The following is a 15,902-nucleotide window of genomic DNA, read 5'->3' as shown; positions in this document are numbered from 1 at the left end:
CAAATTCAAACCTTTTTTGATGGCAATCGTTGGATTCTTTCCCGTAGGCAAAAAACGAGCAATCCTTCCAATGTTCGCGTACTTCCCATTGCTCAAAAAATCATTGATAAATACGAGTCGATTACTAAAAATGATTTCGTGTTTCCTGTTCCTACTAATGTTACCTGCAATCGTTATCTCAAAAAAATCAGTTTAGAGGCAGGTATTAATAAAACAAAATCTTTGAGTTTTCATTGGGCAAGACATACTTTTGGAACTTTATTTCTCACGGAGGGTGTTCCTTTGGAAAGTGTTAGTAAAATGATGGACACAAGAATTTAAAAACCACACAGATTTACGCTAAAATCACTAATGAAAAAATCAGTAAGGATTTGGAAAAAGTAGCCCATAAATTTTATAGCTTAGGACAAGGATTTACATCTTCATTATAATGTAATTTATTGTAAATCATATGGTAGAACAAAATATTTTAGTTTTACAATCAGCCGACATAGAAATTGTTTACAATTTCTGTATCGTTTTTTTATTAGGTTTTATTTAGCTTTTTTGGGAAATTGTAAAGCAACTTCGTTTCTTAATTAAACCATTGATTACATAAGTTCCCTTAAATTTTTTCCTGTTTTTTTAAACCCAAAGTGCCAAAAATGGTATTCGTTCTTGAGAGCAAAGGTATTTCTGTGTTTGTAACGCTGTCACAAGGTCAAGCCTTTGGTTTTCAAAAAAATCTCCACACCCTGCGGGGTTGTATTTTTTTGAAAAACCTTGTAGCCGCTAAACACAGACCTTTTAGGCTCTCGAAACGACCACCGCATATTCCGACTCTTTATACGAATAAAAAAATGTCAATAATTATAAATACAAACACTTTGTTACTATTGGTTTTTGAAACGACTTCGCTCTTCCTCTCATTGCCGAATTAAAAATTTTCAGAGATAGAGAGCGGAAAAAGCAGGATGGACAAAACATTTCGCAAAACGCGACTCAAAAACAAAGAATATGATTGGATAACCTACCAAGTCAATCACAATTGGTATTTCAAAAATGCCATTCCTGTTATAGGATACTGCTTTGATTTTTCAGACGTTTTAAAAACTTTTTTGGTACTACAATACTAACAATGGTACAAGCATAAAGCTCTTGACAAAACAAGCCTTCGGGTGCTACAAACAAATTACATCAAATAAGTACACTTGACGTAGTTCGGAAGTCAGTGGTCAGGTTTGACTTTTGAAGGTTATTTCAAATCCTCCAAACTCCAAGCGTGAAAACGATACTCATACTTGGTTAATTGCGGGTGTAATTGTAGTAATTGATATACTTTTTGTTTGAGAATTTCTATGTTGATATTGTCTTTTTTGCGTTTTATCTCTGCAAAATCAACGGTCTTTTCCAAGTCATTCACGGCTATGAAATCGATTTCCGTTTCGCCTTTCCTGTCCCAAAAGTTACCAATTTGTGTATATTGCCCCGATTCAATAGCACGAGCTTTGAAAAATTTTTCGAGCATTTGTCCGCTAAATGTGGTGTAATCGCGTTCAATGATTTTGATGAGTTGCCCATATGCACCAATTTCAATAATGTGACTGTATTTATAAATAAATCGAAACCAAAAAGTTAGAAAATTATCTTCCAAAGTGTATTTTACATTTTTGGTTTCGCTTTTAGCAAACATCGGCGTATTTTTTCGTATCAGATTAAAATCGCGTTCCATTTTCGTCAGATAACCTCCAATTTCTTTTTTCAATAAATTTTCGATTTCACTTCTAGAATTTTTCCCTTCAGAAATAGCAGTCAAAATACTAAAGTAAATGCTGTACTCTTTACCAAATTCCTCAACAAGCAGGTTTTTCCCCTCGGAGATAAAAATGGAATTTTCATCAATCATTCCCGCAATCATTTTGCTTTTGGTTGTCCAACCGTTATCCATAAAAAGTTGTACATATTTGGCAACACCACCCGTAAAACTATAAAGAGCCAACAGGTCGTCAGACTCATAATTCGGATTAAAATCCAACAAAATTTCTTTTAAAACTTCTGTTTCAAAGGCTTTGAGTTTGATAAAGTGACTGGCTCTGCCAAACAAAGGTTCTTTGTTATTTTCAAAGATTTTGTACATCAGCGAAACCACCGAACCCGAAACAATCAGATTCAACCGAGTCTTATCCTTGTTTAAATCCCAAATGCGTTGTAAGTCGCTGTAAATCGAAGGATTGATTGCTAAAAACTCCTGAAATTCATCAATAATCAAGGTGATGTTTTGCCGGTGTGAAAGTTGTACTACATACTCAAAAAGTACTGAAAAGGAAGTTACTTCTCCCAAGATGGGAATGCCTAATTTTTGACTTAATTCCTGCTGAAAATCAGCACACAGTAGCATTTCCGATTTTTTAGCAACAAAGAAGTACAGAAAATTGGTGTCTTTATAGGCTTGCAACAAAAGTTGGGTTTTTCCAATTCTTCTTCTGCCCGTAACTACCGTAAGTTGTGCATTTTGCTTTGATTTTTCTGCAATGGAAAGCAGTTTTGCAATTTCCTTTTCCCGATTATAAAATTTCATATCTTTATTTTTTTAAGAAACAAATATTTCCGAAATGAGTGTTTCGGAAATGCAAAGATATGATTTTATAAATAATAATCTATTATTTATATAACAATAGTATTGTTTTTTCGTGTCATTTTTGGAAATCCTACATACAAAATCAGGTAATTGAATACATATATGTGTATGTATCTATCTACATGTGTATTTTTGTAAGTAGATACGTACTTATCCAAATATTTATATACATATACACAAACAGGTAGGTGTGTAAGTATTTACATTTGCAGATAATCACATAGGTATTATCGTATTTGTTTACGTATGTATGTACATATGTAAGTACGTTGGTACGTAGTTACATCCATATCTATGTGCGTATAAAGAAACATACACAATTACACACGTATTTACATAAGGAATTCTTTGGTATTATAAGGCATTCAAAGGCAAGGAATGATATATCTGTTAAATGATTGAAATTCGGTTGTTTTGCACAAAAACAAAAGACAATGATTTTGGAAGGTTTTTCTATCTTTTTCAAAGCTGACTTTAATGCGACCGATAGGGAGTATTTTCTGTTCACCCGAACAAAGCAAGTTGTGTTTTGAGATGCTCAAAATATTTTCCGCATCTCAAAACCACTTGCCCTTGCAGGGAGCTGAAAACCCCTCCAAAGTCATGGTTTTTCATATTATTCTATTTCAACTTCTCTACAAATTCTGTTGGACTTTCATTGAATAAGTCTTTAAAACATTTAGCGAAGTAGGAAGGTGATGAAAATCCTATTTCATAAGCAATCTCTGAAATGGTTTTGGTGTTCTGCATTAGTAGTTGTTTGCCTTGTTGTACTCGAATGATTCGGATAAGTTCATTAGGTGAATAATTGGTCAATGATTTTATTTTTCGATAGAGTTGTGAGCGAGAGAGTCCAAGAGCTTCTGCCATTTCATCAATATTCAAATCGGGGTTGGCAATTTGTCTTTGAACATATGTTTTAAATTCGTTAATAAAAAGTTCTTCTACTTTGCCAAGAGACTCTTTTGAGGAAACATCAAGTAATTTACTAGAGAAAATTTCTTGTATTTTCTTACGATTTTCAATGAGTTTTCTTACTCTAACAAGTAGTAAATTCGTATTGAAAGGTTTGGAGATATAAGCATCAGCACCGCTTTCAAATCCAATTTGTTTCTGCTCATCTAAAGAATAGGCTGTAAGCAAAATCACAGGAATATGATTGGTTGAAAGATTGGTTTTTAATAGTTGACAAAGTTCAAATCCATCTTTTTGGGGCATCATTACATCGCTAATAACTAAATCGGGCGTATATTTTTTGGCTTTTTTAAATCCTTCTTCACCATTAACTGCTTCAATCAAATTAAATTCGTTACAAAGAATATGACAGATAAATTTACGCATATCTTCATTGTCTTCCACAATGAGAACCAAAGGTTTGTCAGGCAGCGTAGATTCGGAAGAGAGGTACATTCTTTCTTCGTTATTTGAAGAGGGTTGAGCTAATAATCTCATTTGTGTTTGTAAAAAACTCGTTTCGTAGATATCCTCCGATATTTCGCTATGTTGGTTAGGTAAATGCACAGAAAAAGTAGTTCCTTCATTGCGGTCACTTTCCACACTAATTGTTCCTTTATGAGCCCACACCAATGATTGTGTCAAAGCCAAACCAATGCCTGAACCTTCACTATTGGGATCTATTTTGTAAAAATGTTCAAAGACGTCTGTCAATTTATCTTCCGGGATATAAGATCCTGTGTTGGAAATAGATAAACACACTCCTTCATTTTCTTTCGAAAGAGAAATAACTATTTTTCCGTTATAGTTGACAAATTTTAAGGCATTGGAAACCAAGTTAAAATAAATTTTTTCCATTTTTTCTTTGTCAAAAATAATTTCAAAGGAAGTTGCTTCGGCACGAAAAACAAAATCAATATTTTTTTGTTTTATCCAATTTTCAAAAAATATATTGATTTCTTCCAAGAATATTTTAAGGTCGGCTCGTACAAAACACATTTTTATTTTTCCGCGTTCGTAACTACGAAATTCGATAAGTTCAGAAATGAGAAACAATAAGCGATGGCTATTTTTTTGGATAAGTAATAGCATTTCACGTTGTTTTTCAGTTAGTTGTTCGTTTTTCAAAAGTGAATCTACGGGTGCTAAAATTAAGGTCAGAGGTGTTTTGAATTCGTGTGAAATATTGGTAAAAAATACCAATTTGGCTTGTGTTGTATCTTCTAATTGCTTGGTAATAAGCTCTAATTGTTCTTTTTGTTTTTGAAGAATATCGGTCTGCCTTTGAATTTTTTCGTTTTTAAGAGCTAACATTTGTCGAGCTCTGTTTTCGGTTCGGTATGCCCGAATGGTAATTAATAAAAATATCATTACTAAGACTATGGCAATGACTGAAATATAGAAAAGTGTCCGTTGATTGGTGTATTTTACTAAACTTTCGTTCAGAGATTGATTAATAGCATCAATTTTAGCTTGTTTTTCGGTAATTTGTTCTGTTTGAAGTTGTAAGACACGCACATTACTTTTGTCTACAACAGTGGTGTGTAATGTATTTTCTTTGGTAAAAGGCCGTTTTTGCAAAATTTTCATCGCTAATTCAACCACTTTGTCTCCTCCCGTTGGGTATAAAAACGAGGCGTTTTGCTTTCCTTGGATAATGTTTTGAACACCCTCGTTCTGTAAGGCATCTACTCCAATGATGAAAGGTTTTCTTCCACTAAATAACAATGAAGCCTCATACGCACCCGAAGCCATTCGATCGTTTAGAGCGAAAATTAAGTCGATGGTTTCGTGTTCGTGATAGATAGAAATCATTTGATTCTTAGCGTCATCTTTCAAGAAATTTCCATATACTTCCGCAATGATTTTTATTTCGGGTGTATTGCGAAGAGCATCTACAAAGCCTTGGTGGCGTTCTGTATCAGGAGTAGAACCTTTCCAACCACGTATTTCAACGACATTTCCCTTGCCACCGAGTACCGATGCGGCATATAACCCTGCTTCTTTCCCAATTTGGTAATTATCTGCTCCGATGTAAGCCGTGTAATTGTCAGTTTTAACTTTTCTATCAACTAAGATTATGGGGATGCCTTGTAGATGTGCCTTTTGAACAACAGAAGTAAGAGCCTCTGCTTCATTTGGAGCAATAATAAGTAAGTCTACTTTTTGATTTATAAATTCCTCAATATCTTGAAATTGTTGTTGAGTATTATCCTTTGTGCTTTTTATAATGACTTGTGTCTGTGGATAGAAAGCTATTTCACGTTTAATTTCCTCATTCATCGCCTCGCGCCACAAGTCGTCACTGCACTGTGAAACTCCAACAATGTATTGGGATGCTTTCTCTTTTTGGCAGGCAAGTAGAATCAAAAATAAAAATGGATATATAAACCTCATCATTAGATACATTAACGAACACAAAGGTACAAAAAATGACCTGCTTGGAGATGCTTATTTCATAAAAATCTTGCTTCGTTTTTCGGAAATATCAAATCACAAAGATTAAGAATACGATTAGTTTTAATAAAAAATAACTTCGATTTTTTTTCTTTTTTTTGGAGGTAAAGATATCCACTCAAAGAATATTATTTTGAAGTTAAATAATTAAGTTTTTGTTTTTAAACGATTTACAAATTCATTTTTTTATTCAAGATTCTAAAATGCAACATTCTTGCTTGTTTTTGACCAATTTTTTACAGTGTCAAAACGTAAATAATCGCAACTTTGTGAAAAATTTAATAGCATATATTGTATATGTATAAATTTAATTAAGTGCAAATTTAGGAACAATATAAAACTATATTAATATGCATCATCTAATAATCAAAAAAATGAACCTGATGTTTTTGATGAGCTTCTTTTGTTGCTATGGGATAATTTCCGCACAACAAGTAAATGTACAAGGAGTTGTAAAATCAAAAACGGATAACGAACCGCTTTTGGGCGTGAGTGTTATTGTGAAAAACAGAGTAGGAATAGGTACAACCACCGATTTTGATGGGAATTACCGCCTCGCTGCAAACACGAATGATACATTATCGTTCTCTTATGTTGGCTTTAAGACACTTAATGTAGCCGTTAGTGGACGCACACAAATCAATGTCAGCTTGGAAGAAGATATGGTAATGATTGATGAAGTAGTTGCTGTTGGTTATCGTACTGAACGAAAAGCCGACCTAACAGGGGCAGTTTCGGTAGTAAAAGTCGATGAAATGATGACAGCAGCCGAAAACAACCCAATGAAAGCCTTACAAGGGCGTGTAGCGGGTATGCAAGTAACCAATGATGGAACGCCTTCAGGAGCTGCTACTATTCGTATTCGTGGTGTTGGGACGCTTAATAACAATGATCCTCTTTATATCATTGATGGGGTGCCTACTAAAGCGGGAATGCACGAACTCAATTCCAATGATATTGAAAGCATTCAGGTACTTCGTGATGCTTCGGCAGCGAGTATTTATGGGTCACGTGCGGCAAATGGGGTTATCATTATCACCACCAAAAAAGGAAAACAAGGAGCAATAAGAGTCGATTTTGACCATTACACCACTATTTCTTCTTTCCAATCGCAGATTGAGACTTTGAACTCTGATGAGTATGCGAGGGTACTTTGGAAAGCCTTTAAAAACAGTGGGCAAGATCCAAACACCAATCCTATTGGTATTATGTACGACGAAGGGATAGATGCTTCGGGGAATGCTGTCTTAAATCGTTTACGTTATCCAAGTGAATTTAAAGATAAAATTGGACGTATTTTGCTTCCTGCTGATACTGATTGGTTTGATGAAGTTACTAGAACAGGTGTGGCTCATTCTTACAATCTATCAGTTTCAAACGGTACTGAAAAAGGAAATTATTTCTTATCGTTAGGATATTACAAGAACGAAGGATTGGTAAAATATTCAGATTTTTCACGTATTTCAGCACGTATCAATTCCGATTACAAACTTTTAGATGGAGTTGTTACCATTGGTGAGAATTTAACAATCAATCGCACAAGTGAAGTTGGGCAAAATATCATTGAAGGTGCTGTCATTGCCGCTCCATTCATCCCTGTAAGAACTGCTGACGGAACGGGTTGGGGTGGTCCCGTAGGAGGAATGCCCGACCGACAAAATCCAGCACGTATTATCCACGATGGGCAAAACAATCGTTTCAACTTTTGGAGAACTTTCGGAAATGTTTTTATCAACATACAACCCTTGGATAAACTTAATTTCCGTTCAAGTTTTGGTCTTGATTATGGTAATTATTTCAAACGAGGACTTAATCACTCTTTCATTTCAGGTTTTTTGGAAGAACCAAAGGCACTTACCTTTTCAAGTTTAGAACAAGCACATTGGCTCAAATGGAATTGGTCAAATACCATTACGTATGACTTTGAATTGGGAAGCCATCGTTTTGAAACTCTTGCAGGTATGGAAATGTTCCGTCAGAACGATACTGATTTTTCTGTTCGTGCGTATGATTTTGCAGTCGAAACTCCAGATTATATGTGGCCTAATTTGGGAACAGGAAGAGTAACAGGAACAGGGTTATCGTCCGGATACAGACTATTTTCTTTCTTTGGAAAGGTAAATTATGCCCTTGCAAGTCGCTATTTAGCTTCGGTTACACTTCGTCACGATGGTTCTTCACGTTTTCATAAAGACAATCGTTGGGGAACGTTTCCTGCCTTCAATTTAGGTTGGCGTATTTCACAAGAGTCTTTTATGGAAAGCCTACAAAACACAGTTTCTGACCTAAAATTGCGTTTTGGTTGGGGACAAAACGGAAACCAAGAAATTGGGAATTATTCCATCTACAATATTTATGTGCCTTATTATGGCGTAACAGGAGATTACATATGGAATTCTATTTGGAATACCTCCTACGACATCGAAGGTAAAAATTCAGGGCAATTAGCATCGGGCTTTAAACGCGACCGATTGGGTAACAAAGAACTAAAATGGGAAACTACTACACAAACCAACTTTGGACTTGACTTTGCTTTCTTTGACAATTCACTTTATGGTTCTGCTGAATATTATATCAAAAAAACCAAGGATATTTTGGTCGAACCTCCATACGCAGGTATCAAAGGTGAGGGAGCACATCAATGGGTAAATGGTGCAGCGATGGAAAACAAAGGGTTAGAAATTTCATTGGGTTATCGAAACGAAACAAGCTTCGGACTGAAATATGACCTTAATGCTAATTTCTCAACCAATAAAAACCGTATTACCGAACTTCCTGAATCGGTAGTTAATGCTTATGGTGGAAACGGAAGAGGAGACAATATTTTGGGGCGTCCATTAGGTTCTTTTTACGGCTATGTAGCTGATGGCATTTTTAAATCTCAATCAGAGGTTGATAATCACGCAACACAAGAAGGAAAAGGAGTTGGACGTATTCGTTATCGTGATTTAAACAATGATAACATAATCAACGATGATGACCGCACTTGGATTGGCGACCCACATCCGGACTTTATCTATGGACTCAATGTCAATTTAGAATACAAAAATTTTGACTTAACATTCTTCTTGCAAGGAGTTCATAACGTGGATATTGATAGTGCTGTCAAACGCCATACTGATTTTTGGTTCTTCGATACGTACTCTAACAAAGGAAAACGTCTTCTTGATGCTTTCGACCCTGTAACGAATCCAAATTCTGATATTCCAAGTGTTTCGAACCTCAACCCAAATGACGAAGGACGCTTTTCTACTTATTTCGTTGAAAATGGTTCATACCTAAAATTACGTAACATACAATTAGGGTACTCTCTTCCACAAAGTTTATTGGAAAAAGTAAAAATGAGTAAAATGCGCTTTTACGTTAGCGGACAAAATTTATTTACTATTAAAAGCAAAAACTTCTCAGGGAAAGATCCTGAAAACCCGAACTACGGTTATCCGATTCCAATGACATTTACCGTAGGTATCAACACCTCTTTTTAACTTTAAACATAATTAAAAAAATGAAAAAGATAATATATACAGCTTTTTTAAGCTCCTCCTTTTTAGTAAGTTGTAATTTCCTTGATGAAACTCCACAAGGTATAATGACTGATGAAGAAGTAAAAACACAAGTTGAAGGATTAGTTACAGCTGCTTATTCAGCTTTGGGTAACGACCATTATGATGTGCCTTTTAGCCTTTGGCCATACGGAAATGTACGATCCGATGATGCTTATAAAGGGGGAGGTGACTTAAACGACATTGGTGTATTCCACTTTTACGAAATCTCCCAAAATATTCAACCTACTTTTGGAGAACCTGATAAATTATGGTTTAGTTGTTTTCAAGGGATTTCACGTGCAAACAACGCTTTGAGACTTCTAAAAGAGTCATCGTTTGAAAAGAAAAATGAGCGAATGGGCGAAATGTATTTCATACGTGGGCATTTTTACTTTATGCTGAAAAGAGTTTTTGGGCATATTCCTTTTGTTGATGAAAATACACCTGACAACGAATATGAAAAAACACCTAACACCTTGCCTAACGACGAACAATGGGCGTGGATTGTGAGCGACTTCAAAAAAGCCTACGATTTGCTTCCCAAAAATCAGCCTCAGAAAGGACGTGCTAATAAATATGCCGCTGCAACATATCTTGCCAAAGCCTATTTATACAAAGCTTACAGACAGGACGAAGCAAATAACGTAACTTCCATCAACTCTAACGATTTGGAGGAAGTACTAACTTACACCAATGAGGTAATGACTTCAAGTTATGGACTAGAAGAGGATTTTGCTTTCAATTTCCTCCCTGGTGAATATGAAAATGGAAAAGAATCCATTTTTGCTATCCAATATTCTCACGAAGATGGAACCGCTTACGGAAGACTAAACTGGGGTGATGTACTTTCTACCCCAATGGGATTAGGCTGTTGTGATTTTCATAAACCAAGCCAAAACTTAGTTAATGCTTTCAAAACTTCTAACGGTATTCCACAGTTTGATTCCTATAACAATGTTAATTACAACGCATCAAGTGATAAGGTTGATCCAAGGTTATTTCATACAGTTGCAATTCCTGGACTTCCATATAAGTACAACATAAATCGTATTTATAAAGAAGATTGGAATAGAAACATAAACATTTATGGTGTATATGCTTCACTTAAAGAAAATGTTGACCCTGATTGTCCTTGTTTTAAGAATATTAATCCATTTAGAGGAAATTCTAAAAATCGAATTGTTTTACGTTATGCCGATGTACTACTGATGCGTGCAGAAGCTTTGATAGAGTTAAACCGCCATAACGATGCACTTGTATTAATCAACCAAGTACGTACACGTGCCAAACAAAGTACATCACTTATCGGATACGCTTCTAATGTAGATATCGAGCCTTACAGTAATAGTAATTGGACAAAAGAATATGCCCAACAAGCCTTACGCTGGGAGCGTCGTTTAGAATTTGCTATGGAAGGTGAGCGTTTCTTTGATTTAGTGCGTTGGGGCATTGCTCACGAAGTACTTAATGCCTACTATATTTCCGAAGCAACCCGACGTCCTGCTATTTATTCAAATGCTCGTTTTACAAAAAACAAAAACGAGTATATTCCTATACCGCAACAACAAATCGGTTTTGTAAAAGGAATTTATAAACAAAATGTAGGATTTTAATAAAACATCTTGCTGAGATACTTATAAACCTTTGTCAGAGATTAAATCTTTGACAAAGGTACTCTTCCTAACTCATTTTTAAGATAATTTGGAGAATAAAATAGTTTCAAGAAGAATTATTTAGTGATTTTAGAGAGTTACATCTATAAAAAACTTACAAAAGATATGGAATTTTAATCATACACACGAAATTGTTAATGAAAAATATTAGAAATAGTAATTCTCCTCAACAATGATAAATAAACATACAAATATGAAAATAAAAATAGTATTAAGTGGATTGTTAATAACATTGCTAAGTAGCTGTAATTCCACTAGTGATATTAGTATTGACGATTTTGAGTCTGGTAACTTTGATAAATGGAGCATTGAAGGTGATGCTTTTGGTGAAAAACCTATTGAAGGAAGTTATAAAGGACAACAACCTGTAAGTAATTTTCAAGGAAAATTCCTTGCCAATAGTTTTCTAGGTGGTGATGATACGCGTGGGGTACTTACCTCAAAAGAATTTACTATTGAACGCGATTACATAAACTTCCTTATCGGAGGAGGAAAAAATGAAGACACTTATGTTGAACTTATTATCAACGGAAATAGTGTGTATCGTTCGCGTTCATTTGTAGAAAGCGAGGCATTGCAATGGCTCACTTGGGATGTAAAAGCCTATCATAACCAAAAAGCAATTATTCGCATTGTGGATAATCAGCGAGGTGGTTGGGGGCATATTCTCGTTGACCAAATTGAACAAGGAAATAAAGCTAAAAGTGTTTTTATGACCAATTATAAACTATCCTTTGACGCTAATCAAAAATATATCCTTTTACCAATTGAAAAAGAAGCTCCCGAAGTAGCTATTCAGCTCTCAGTTGATGGTAAAAATGTTGGTGAGCAAATGAACGTTCGCTTGGCACAAACTCACATAAATTATTGGTTTCCTATACATATTGATGCTTACAAAAGTAAAAAAGTAGAACTTGCTTTCGCTCCAATAAAAACTACGGACATTTGGTATCAACAAATAAAACAATCGGATACATTTGAGTACAATTACGACGAAACGTATCGCCCAATATATCATTTTTCGCCACCTTATGGCTGGATGAACGATCCTAACGGAATGGTTTACAAAGATGGAGAATATCATCTATTTTATCAATATAACCCATACGGGACGCGTTGGGGTAATATGCATTGGGGACACGCAGTGAGTAAAAACCTTCGTAAGTGGGAACATTTGCCTATTGCTTTGTTTCCTGATGCTCTTGGGACAATATTTTCAGGAAGTGCCGTTATTGATAAAAACAATACAGGAGGTTTTGGTAAAGATGCCTTAATTGCCATTTATACTTCGGCAGGGAAAAACCAAACACAATCCATTGCATATAGCCTTGATAATGGACGAACCTTCACTACTTACAACCAAAATCCTGTATTGACGGACCCAAATATTGTTGATTTCCGCGATCCAAAAGTATTTTGGCACGATGCATCTGCACAATGGATAATGTCACTGGCTACCTCACAAACCATTACTTTTTATGGCTCTAAAAACCTAAAAGAATGGAACAAGTTGAGTGAATTTGGAGAAGGCATCGGCTCGCACGGGGGCGTATGGGAATGTCCCGATTTATTCCCTTTAACCTATGACGGAAAAACCAAGTGGGTACTTTTTGTAAGCATTAACCCTGGAGGACCAAATGGAGGAAGTGCTACACAATATTTCATTGGGGATTTCAACGGAAAAACCTTTACACCCGATGCAATGAACTATCCACTTTGGCTTGACTACGGACGAGATAATTATGCAGGTGTTACTTGGAGTGATATTCCCACTACGGATGGTCGTCGCCTTTTTATTGGGTGGATGAATAATTGGGATTATGCTAACAATACGCCTACAGAAAATTTCTGTAGTGCAATGACACTTCCGAGAGAGTTGAAATTGGCTCACAATGGCGAACATTTGGTAGTAAGTAGTATCCCTGTGAAAGAACTTAATGAGTTACGTAGAGAAAATCAAAGGTTTGACAATCAGAAAATTGAAAAGAGTTACACTTATGATAAATTACTCAAAGACAATGTAGGAGCCTACGAAATAGAATTTGTTGTAAAACCACAAGGAGCAACTGCTTTTGAATTCAAATTGTTCAATCAAAATAACGAACAAATGCGCTTTATTTTCGATTTGAAAAATAAAACCTTGGCGGTTGACCGTTCTAAAAGTGGTAAACTTGATTTCAGTGATAACTTTGCTCAAACTGTTATCAATGCCCCACTTCCAACAAAAAATAACTACAAAATTCGCCTATTTGTTGATAAAAATTCTACCGAAATTTTCGTAAATGATGGAGAAGTGGTACAAACTAACACGATGTTCCCTACAGCAGTATATAATTCCTTATCATTTGATAATGAGCAAGGCATAATAAGTGTTGAAAATATAAATGTTTATAATCTAAAATAACAAAAAGATGACAAAGAAATCTATTTTAGGCAGTTTATTGCCTGTTATGTTAGCTTTTTTCTGTATGGGGTTTGTTGACCTTGTGGGAGCAGCTACCAATTATGTGAAGGATGATTTTAATTTAAGTGATACGGTTGCCAACACGCTTCCTTCTATTGTATTCTTTTGGTTTTTGCTATTTTCTGTACCCACGGGCGTACTGATGGGGAAAATTGGACGTCGCAAAACTGTAATTTTGAGTTTGATAGTTACCGCCATTTCGTTGGCAATTCCGTTTGTGAATTATTCATATGTTTCGATGCTCATTTCATTTTCACTTTTAGGAATTGGAAATACATTGATGCAGGTAGCTATCAATCCGCTACTATCAAGCATTGTAAAAGGCGACAAATTAGCGAGTTCGCTCACTTTTGGTCAATTTATTAAAGCGATAGCCTCATTTGTTGCTCCTATTATAATGGCTCGTACAGCATTGGCTTATGACAATTGGAAAATATTGTTCCCAATCTTTACTATTATTTCAGTAATTGCTATTGTTTGGCTCGGATTTACTTCCATAGAAGAAGAGAAACAAGAGGGTAAAAGTGCTTCGTTTGCTGAGTGTTTTTCATTATTGGGTAACAAGTTCATTTTCCTTTGTTTCTTAGGAATAATGTGCCACGTGGGGATTGATGTTGGCGTGAATGTTACCGCTCCGAAATTACTTATGGAGCGTGTAGGTGTAAGTTTAGAAGATGCTACTTATGCTACGAGTGTTTATTTTCTGTTTCGTACGATAGGTGCTTTCAGTGGAGCGTTTATTTTATCATTCTTTTCGCCTAAGAAATTTTTTACTATTGGCGTAATTTGTATGGTAGCCGCAATGGTAGGATTTTTTATATTTGACACAAAAACAGCTCTTTATGTAGCAGTTGCATTGGTTGGTTTTGGTAATTCGAATATTTTTCCCATTATCTTTTCACAAGCGATGTATGCTCTACCCAATAAAAAGAATGAAGTTTCAGGTCTGATGATTATGGGACTTTTCGGCGGAACGATATTTCCATTCTTTATGGGGCTTGCTACTGATGCGGTTAAATCACAAACGGGAGCATTAATAGTACTTAGCATTGGTGTGGCTTATTTAATCTTAATGACACTAAATTTAAAAGGAAAAACGACATAATATATTCAAAAAGTGTCGTTCCCTTGCAAACAAAAAGTATAAAAAAATTAATTATATCCAAAAGGCTATTTTCTCAAGAAAAATTGTTCCTTTTGTAAGAAGTATCAAATTATCAACATATTAAAAAGAAAAACAAATGAAAAATATAGTTGTAGGTTTGGGAGAAATCCTTTGGGATGTATTTCCTGAACGAAAAATATTAGGTGGGGCACCTGCTAATTTTGCGTATCACGCATCACAATTTGGTTTTGAAGGCTATGTTGTGAGTGCCGTAGGTTCTGATGTATTGGGGCACGAAATTCTACGAAGTTTAAAGCGTAAAGAATTGAATGCACTTGTAGAAACCGTTGATTTCCCAACAGGTACGGTGCAAGTAACCCTCAGCGGGGCAGGTATTCCGCAGTATGAAATTTGTGAAAATGTAGCTTGGGACAATATTCCCTTTACCACAGAAACCGAGAATTTAGCAAAAAAAACACAAGTTGTTTGTTTTGGCTCACTAGCACAGCGAAGCGAAGTTTCTCGGCAAACTATCCACAAATTTATTCAAACTATGCCTCCCGATAGTCTTAAAATCTTTGATATTAATTTGCGATTGAACTATTACACGAAAGAAATCATTGACGAGTCGCTCAAACTCTCCAATATGATGAAGCTTAATGATGAAGAAGTGGTGAAAATAGCGAATCTATTCGGTTGGCAAGGTACAGAGGAAGAAATTTGTAAGCGATTATTGCAAGAGTATGGTTTGAGAATTGTGATTTTAACCAAAGGTACGCAAGGAAGTTATGTTTTTGCAACTGATAAGATTAGTTTTGTATCATCACCCAAAGTACACGTGGCTGACACGGTAGGTGCAGGCGATTCATTTACAGCGGCTTTTGTGGCAGCCTACCTCAATGGGCAATCCGTTGAAGAAGCACAACAATTGGCTGCCGAAGTCGCTGCCTATGTATGTCAACAACACGGAGCAATGCCTAAACTTGCTGATGCGTTCATAGAGCTTTTTAGAAACAGAGCTTAGAACTTTAAAAATTAAAATTAATCTGTAAAAAAGGCGTGTTTTTCGAAATGAAAAACACACCTT

Annotated in this window: 9 protein-coding genes; 7 read left to right on the top strand and 2 right to left on the bottom strand. The window is 35.5% G+C overall.

The features are described from left to right. On the top strand, window positions 1–321 hold a 321-nt coding region (locus tag YW9_RS0104615; RefSeq protein ID WP_026193816.1), incomplete at its 5' end, for a site-specific integrase. Between the two features lie 632 nt (window positions 322–953). Beyond that, window positions 954–1,115: a hypothetical protein gene (locus tag YW9_RS13450; protein WP_018279019.1), complete on the top strand. Its 162-nt coding sequence runs from the start codon at window positions 954–956 to the stop codon at window positions 1,113–1,115. A 119-nt stretch (window positions 1,116–1,234) separates the two neighbouring features. Here YW9_RS13450 and YW9_RS0104600 read toward each other — a convergent pair whose 3' ends face one another. Together YW9_RS0104600 and YW9_RS0104590 are read right to left on the bottom strand one after the other, a co-directional pair. Beyond that, window positions 1,235–2,557 (bottom strand): ATP-binding protein, encoded by a 1,323-nt coding sequence (locus tag YW9_RS0104600; protein WP_018279018.1) that lies wholly within the window; start codon window positions 2,555–2,557, stop codon window positions 1,235–1,237. Between the two features lie 681 nt (window positions 2,558–3,238). Then, a complete protein-coding gene (locus YW9_RS0104590) occupies window positions 3,239–5,971 on the bottom strand; it encodes a substrate-binding domain-containing protein (RefSeq protein WP_231555650.1) in 2,733 nt (910 codons plus the stop codon). A 449-nt stretch (window positions 5,972–6,420) separates the two neighbouring features. Between YW9_RS0104590 and YW9_RS0104585 the strand changes: the two genes are divergently transcribed. The 5 genes from YW9_RS0104585 to YW9_RS0104565 all read left to right on the top strand — a co-directional run bounded on the left by YW9_RS0104585 (window position 6,421) and on the right by YW9_RS0104565 (window position 15,839). Beyond that, window positions 6,421–9,513 (top strand): SusC/RagA family TonB-linked outer membrane protein, encoded by a 3,093-nt coding sequence (locus YW9_RS0104585; protein WP_018279013.1) that lies wholly within the window; start codon window positions 6,421–6,423, stop codon window positions 9,511–9,513. Between the two features lie 20 nt (window positions 9,514–9,533). Then, entirely contained in the window at window positions 9,534–11,186 is a 1,653-nt protein-coding gene (locus YW9_RS0104580; RefSeq protein WP_018279012.1) for a RagB/SusD family nutrient uptake outer membrane protein, read from the top strand. Between the two features lie 253 nt (window positions 11,187–11,439). After that, complete coding sequence (locus YW9_RS0104575) at window positions 11,440–13,650, top strand: GH32 C-terminal domain-containing protein (protein ID WP_018279011.1); 2,211 nt, start codon at window positions 11,440–11,442, stop codon at window positions 13,648–13,650. Window positions 13,651–13,657: 7 nt separating this feature from the next. Next, window positions 13,658–14,815 (top strand): MFS transporter, encoded by a 1,158-nt coding sequence (locus tag YW9_RS0104570; protein WP_026193813.1) that lies wholly within the window; start codon window positions 13,658–13,660, stop codon window positions 14,813–14,815. Between the two features lie 136 nt (window positions 14,816–14,951). Then, window positions 14,952–15,839: a carbohydrate kinase family protein gene (locus tag YW9_RS0104565; RefSeq protein ID WP_018279009.1), complete on the top strand. Its 888-nt coding sequence runs from the start codon at window positions 14,952–14,954 to the stop codon at window positions 15,837–15,839. Window positions 15,840–15,902: the final 63 nt, after the last annotated feature.

The organism is Capnocytophaga cynodegmi DSM 19736 (assembly GCF_000379185.1).
In the GTDB taxonomy this organism is placed as follows: domain Bacteria; phylum Bacteroidota; class Bacteroidia; order Flavobacteriales; family Flavobacteriaceae; genus Capnocytophaga; species Capnocytophaga cynodegmi.
Note: the sequence above shows the minus strand (reverse complement) of the source record. Positions and strands in the feature narration are given on the sequence as shown.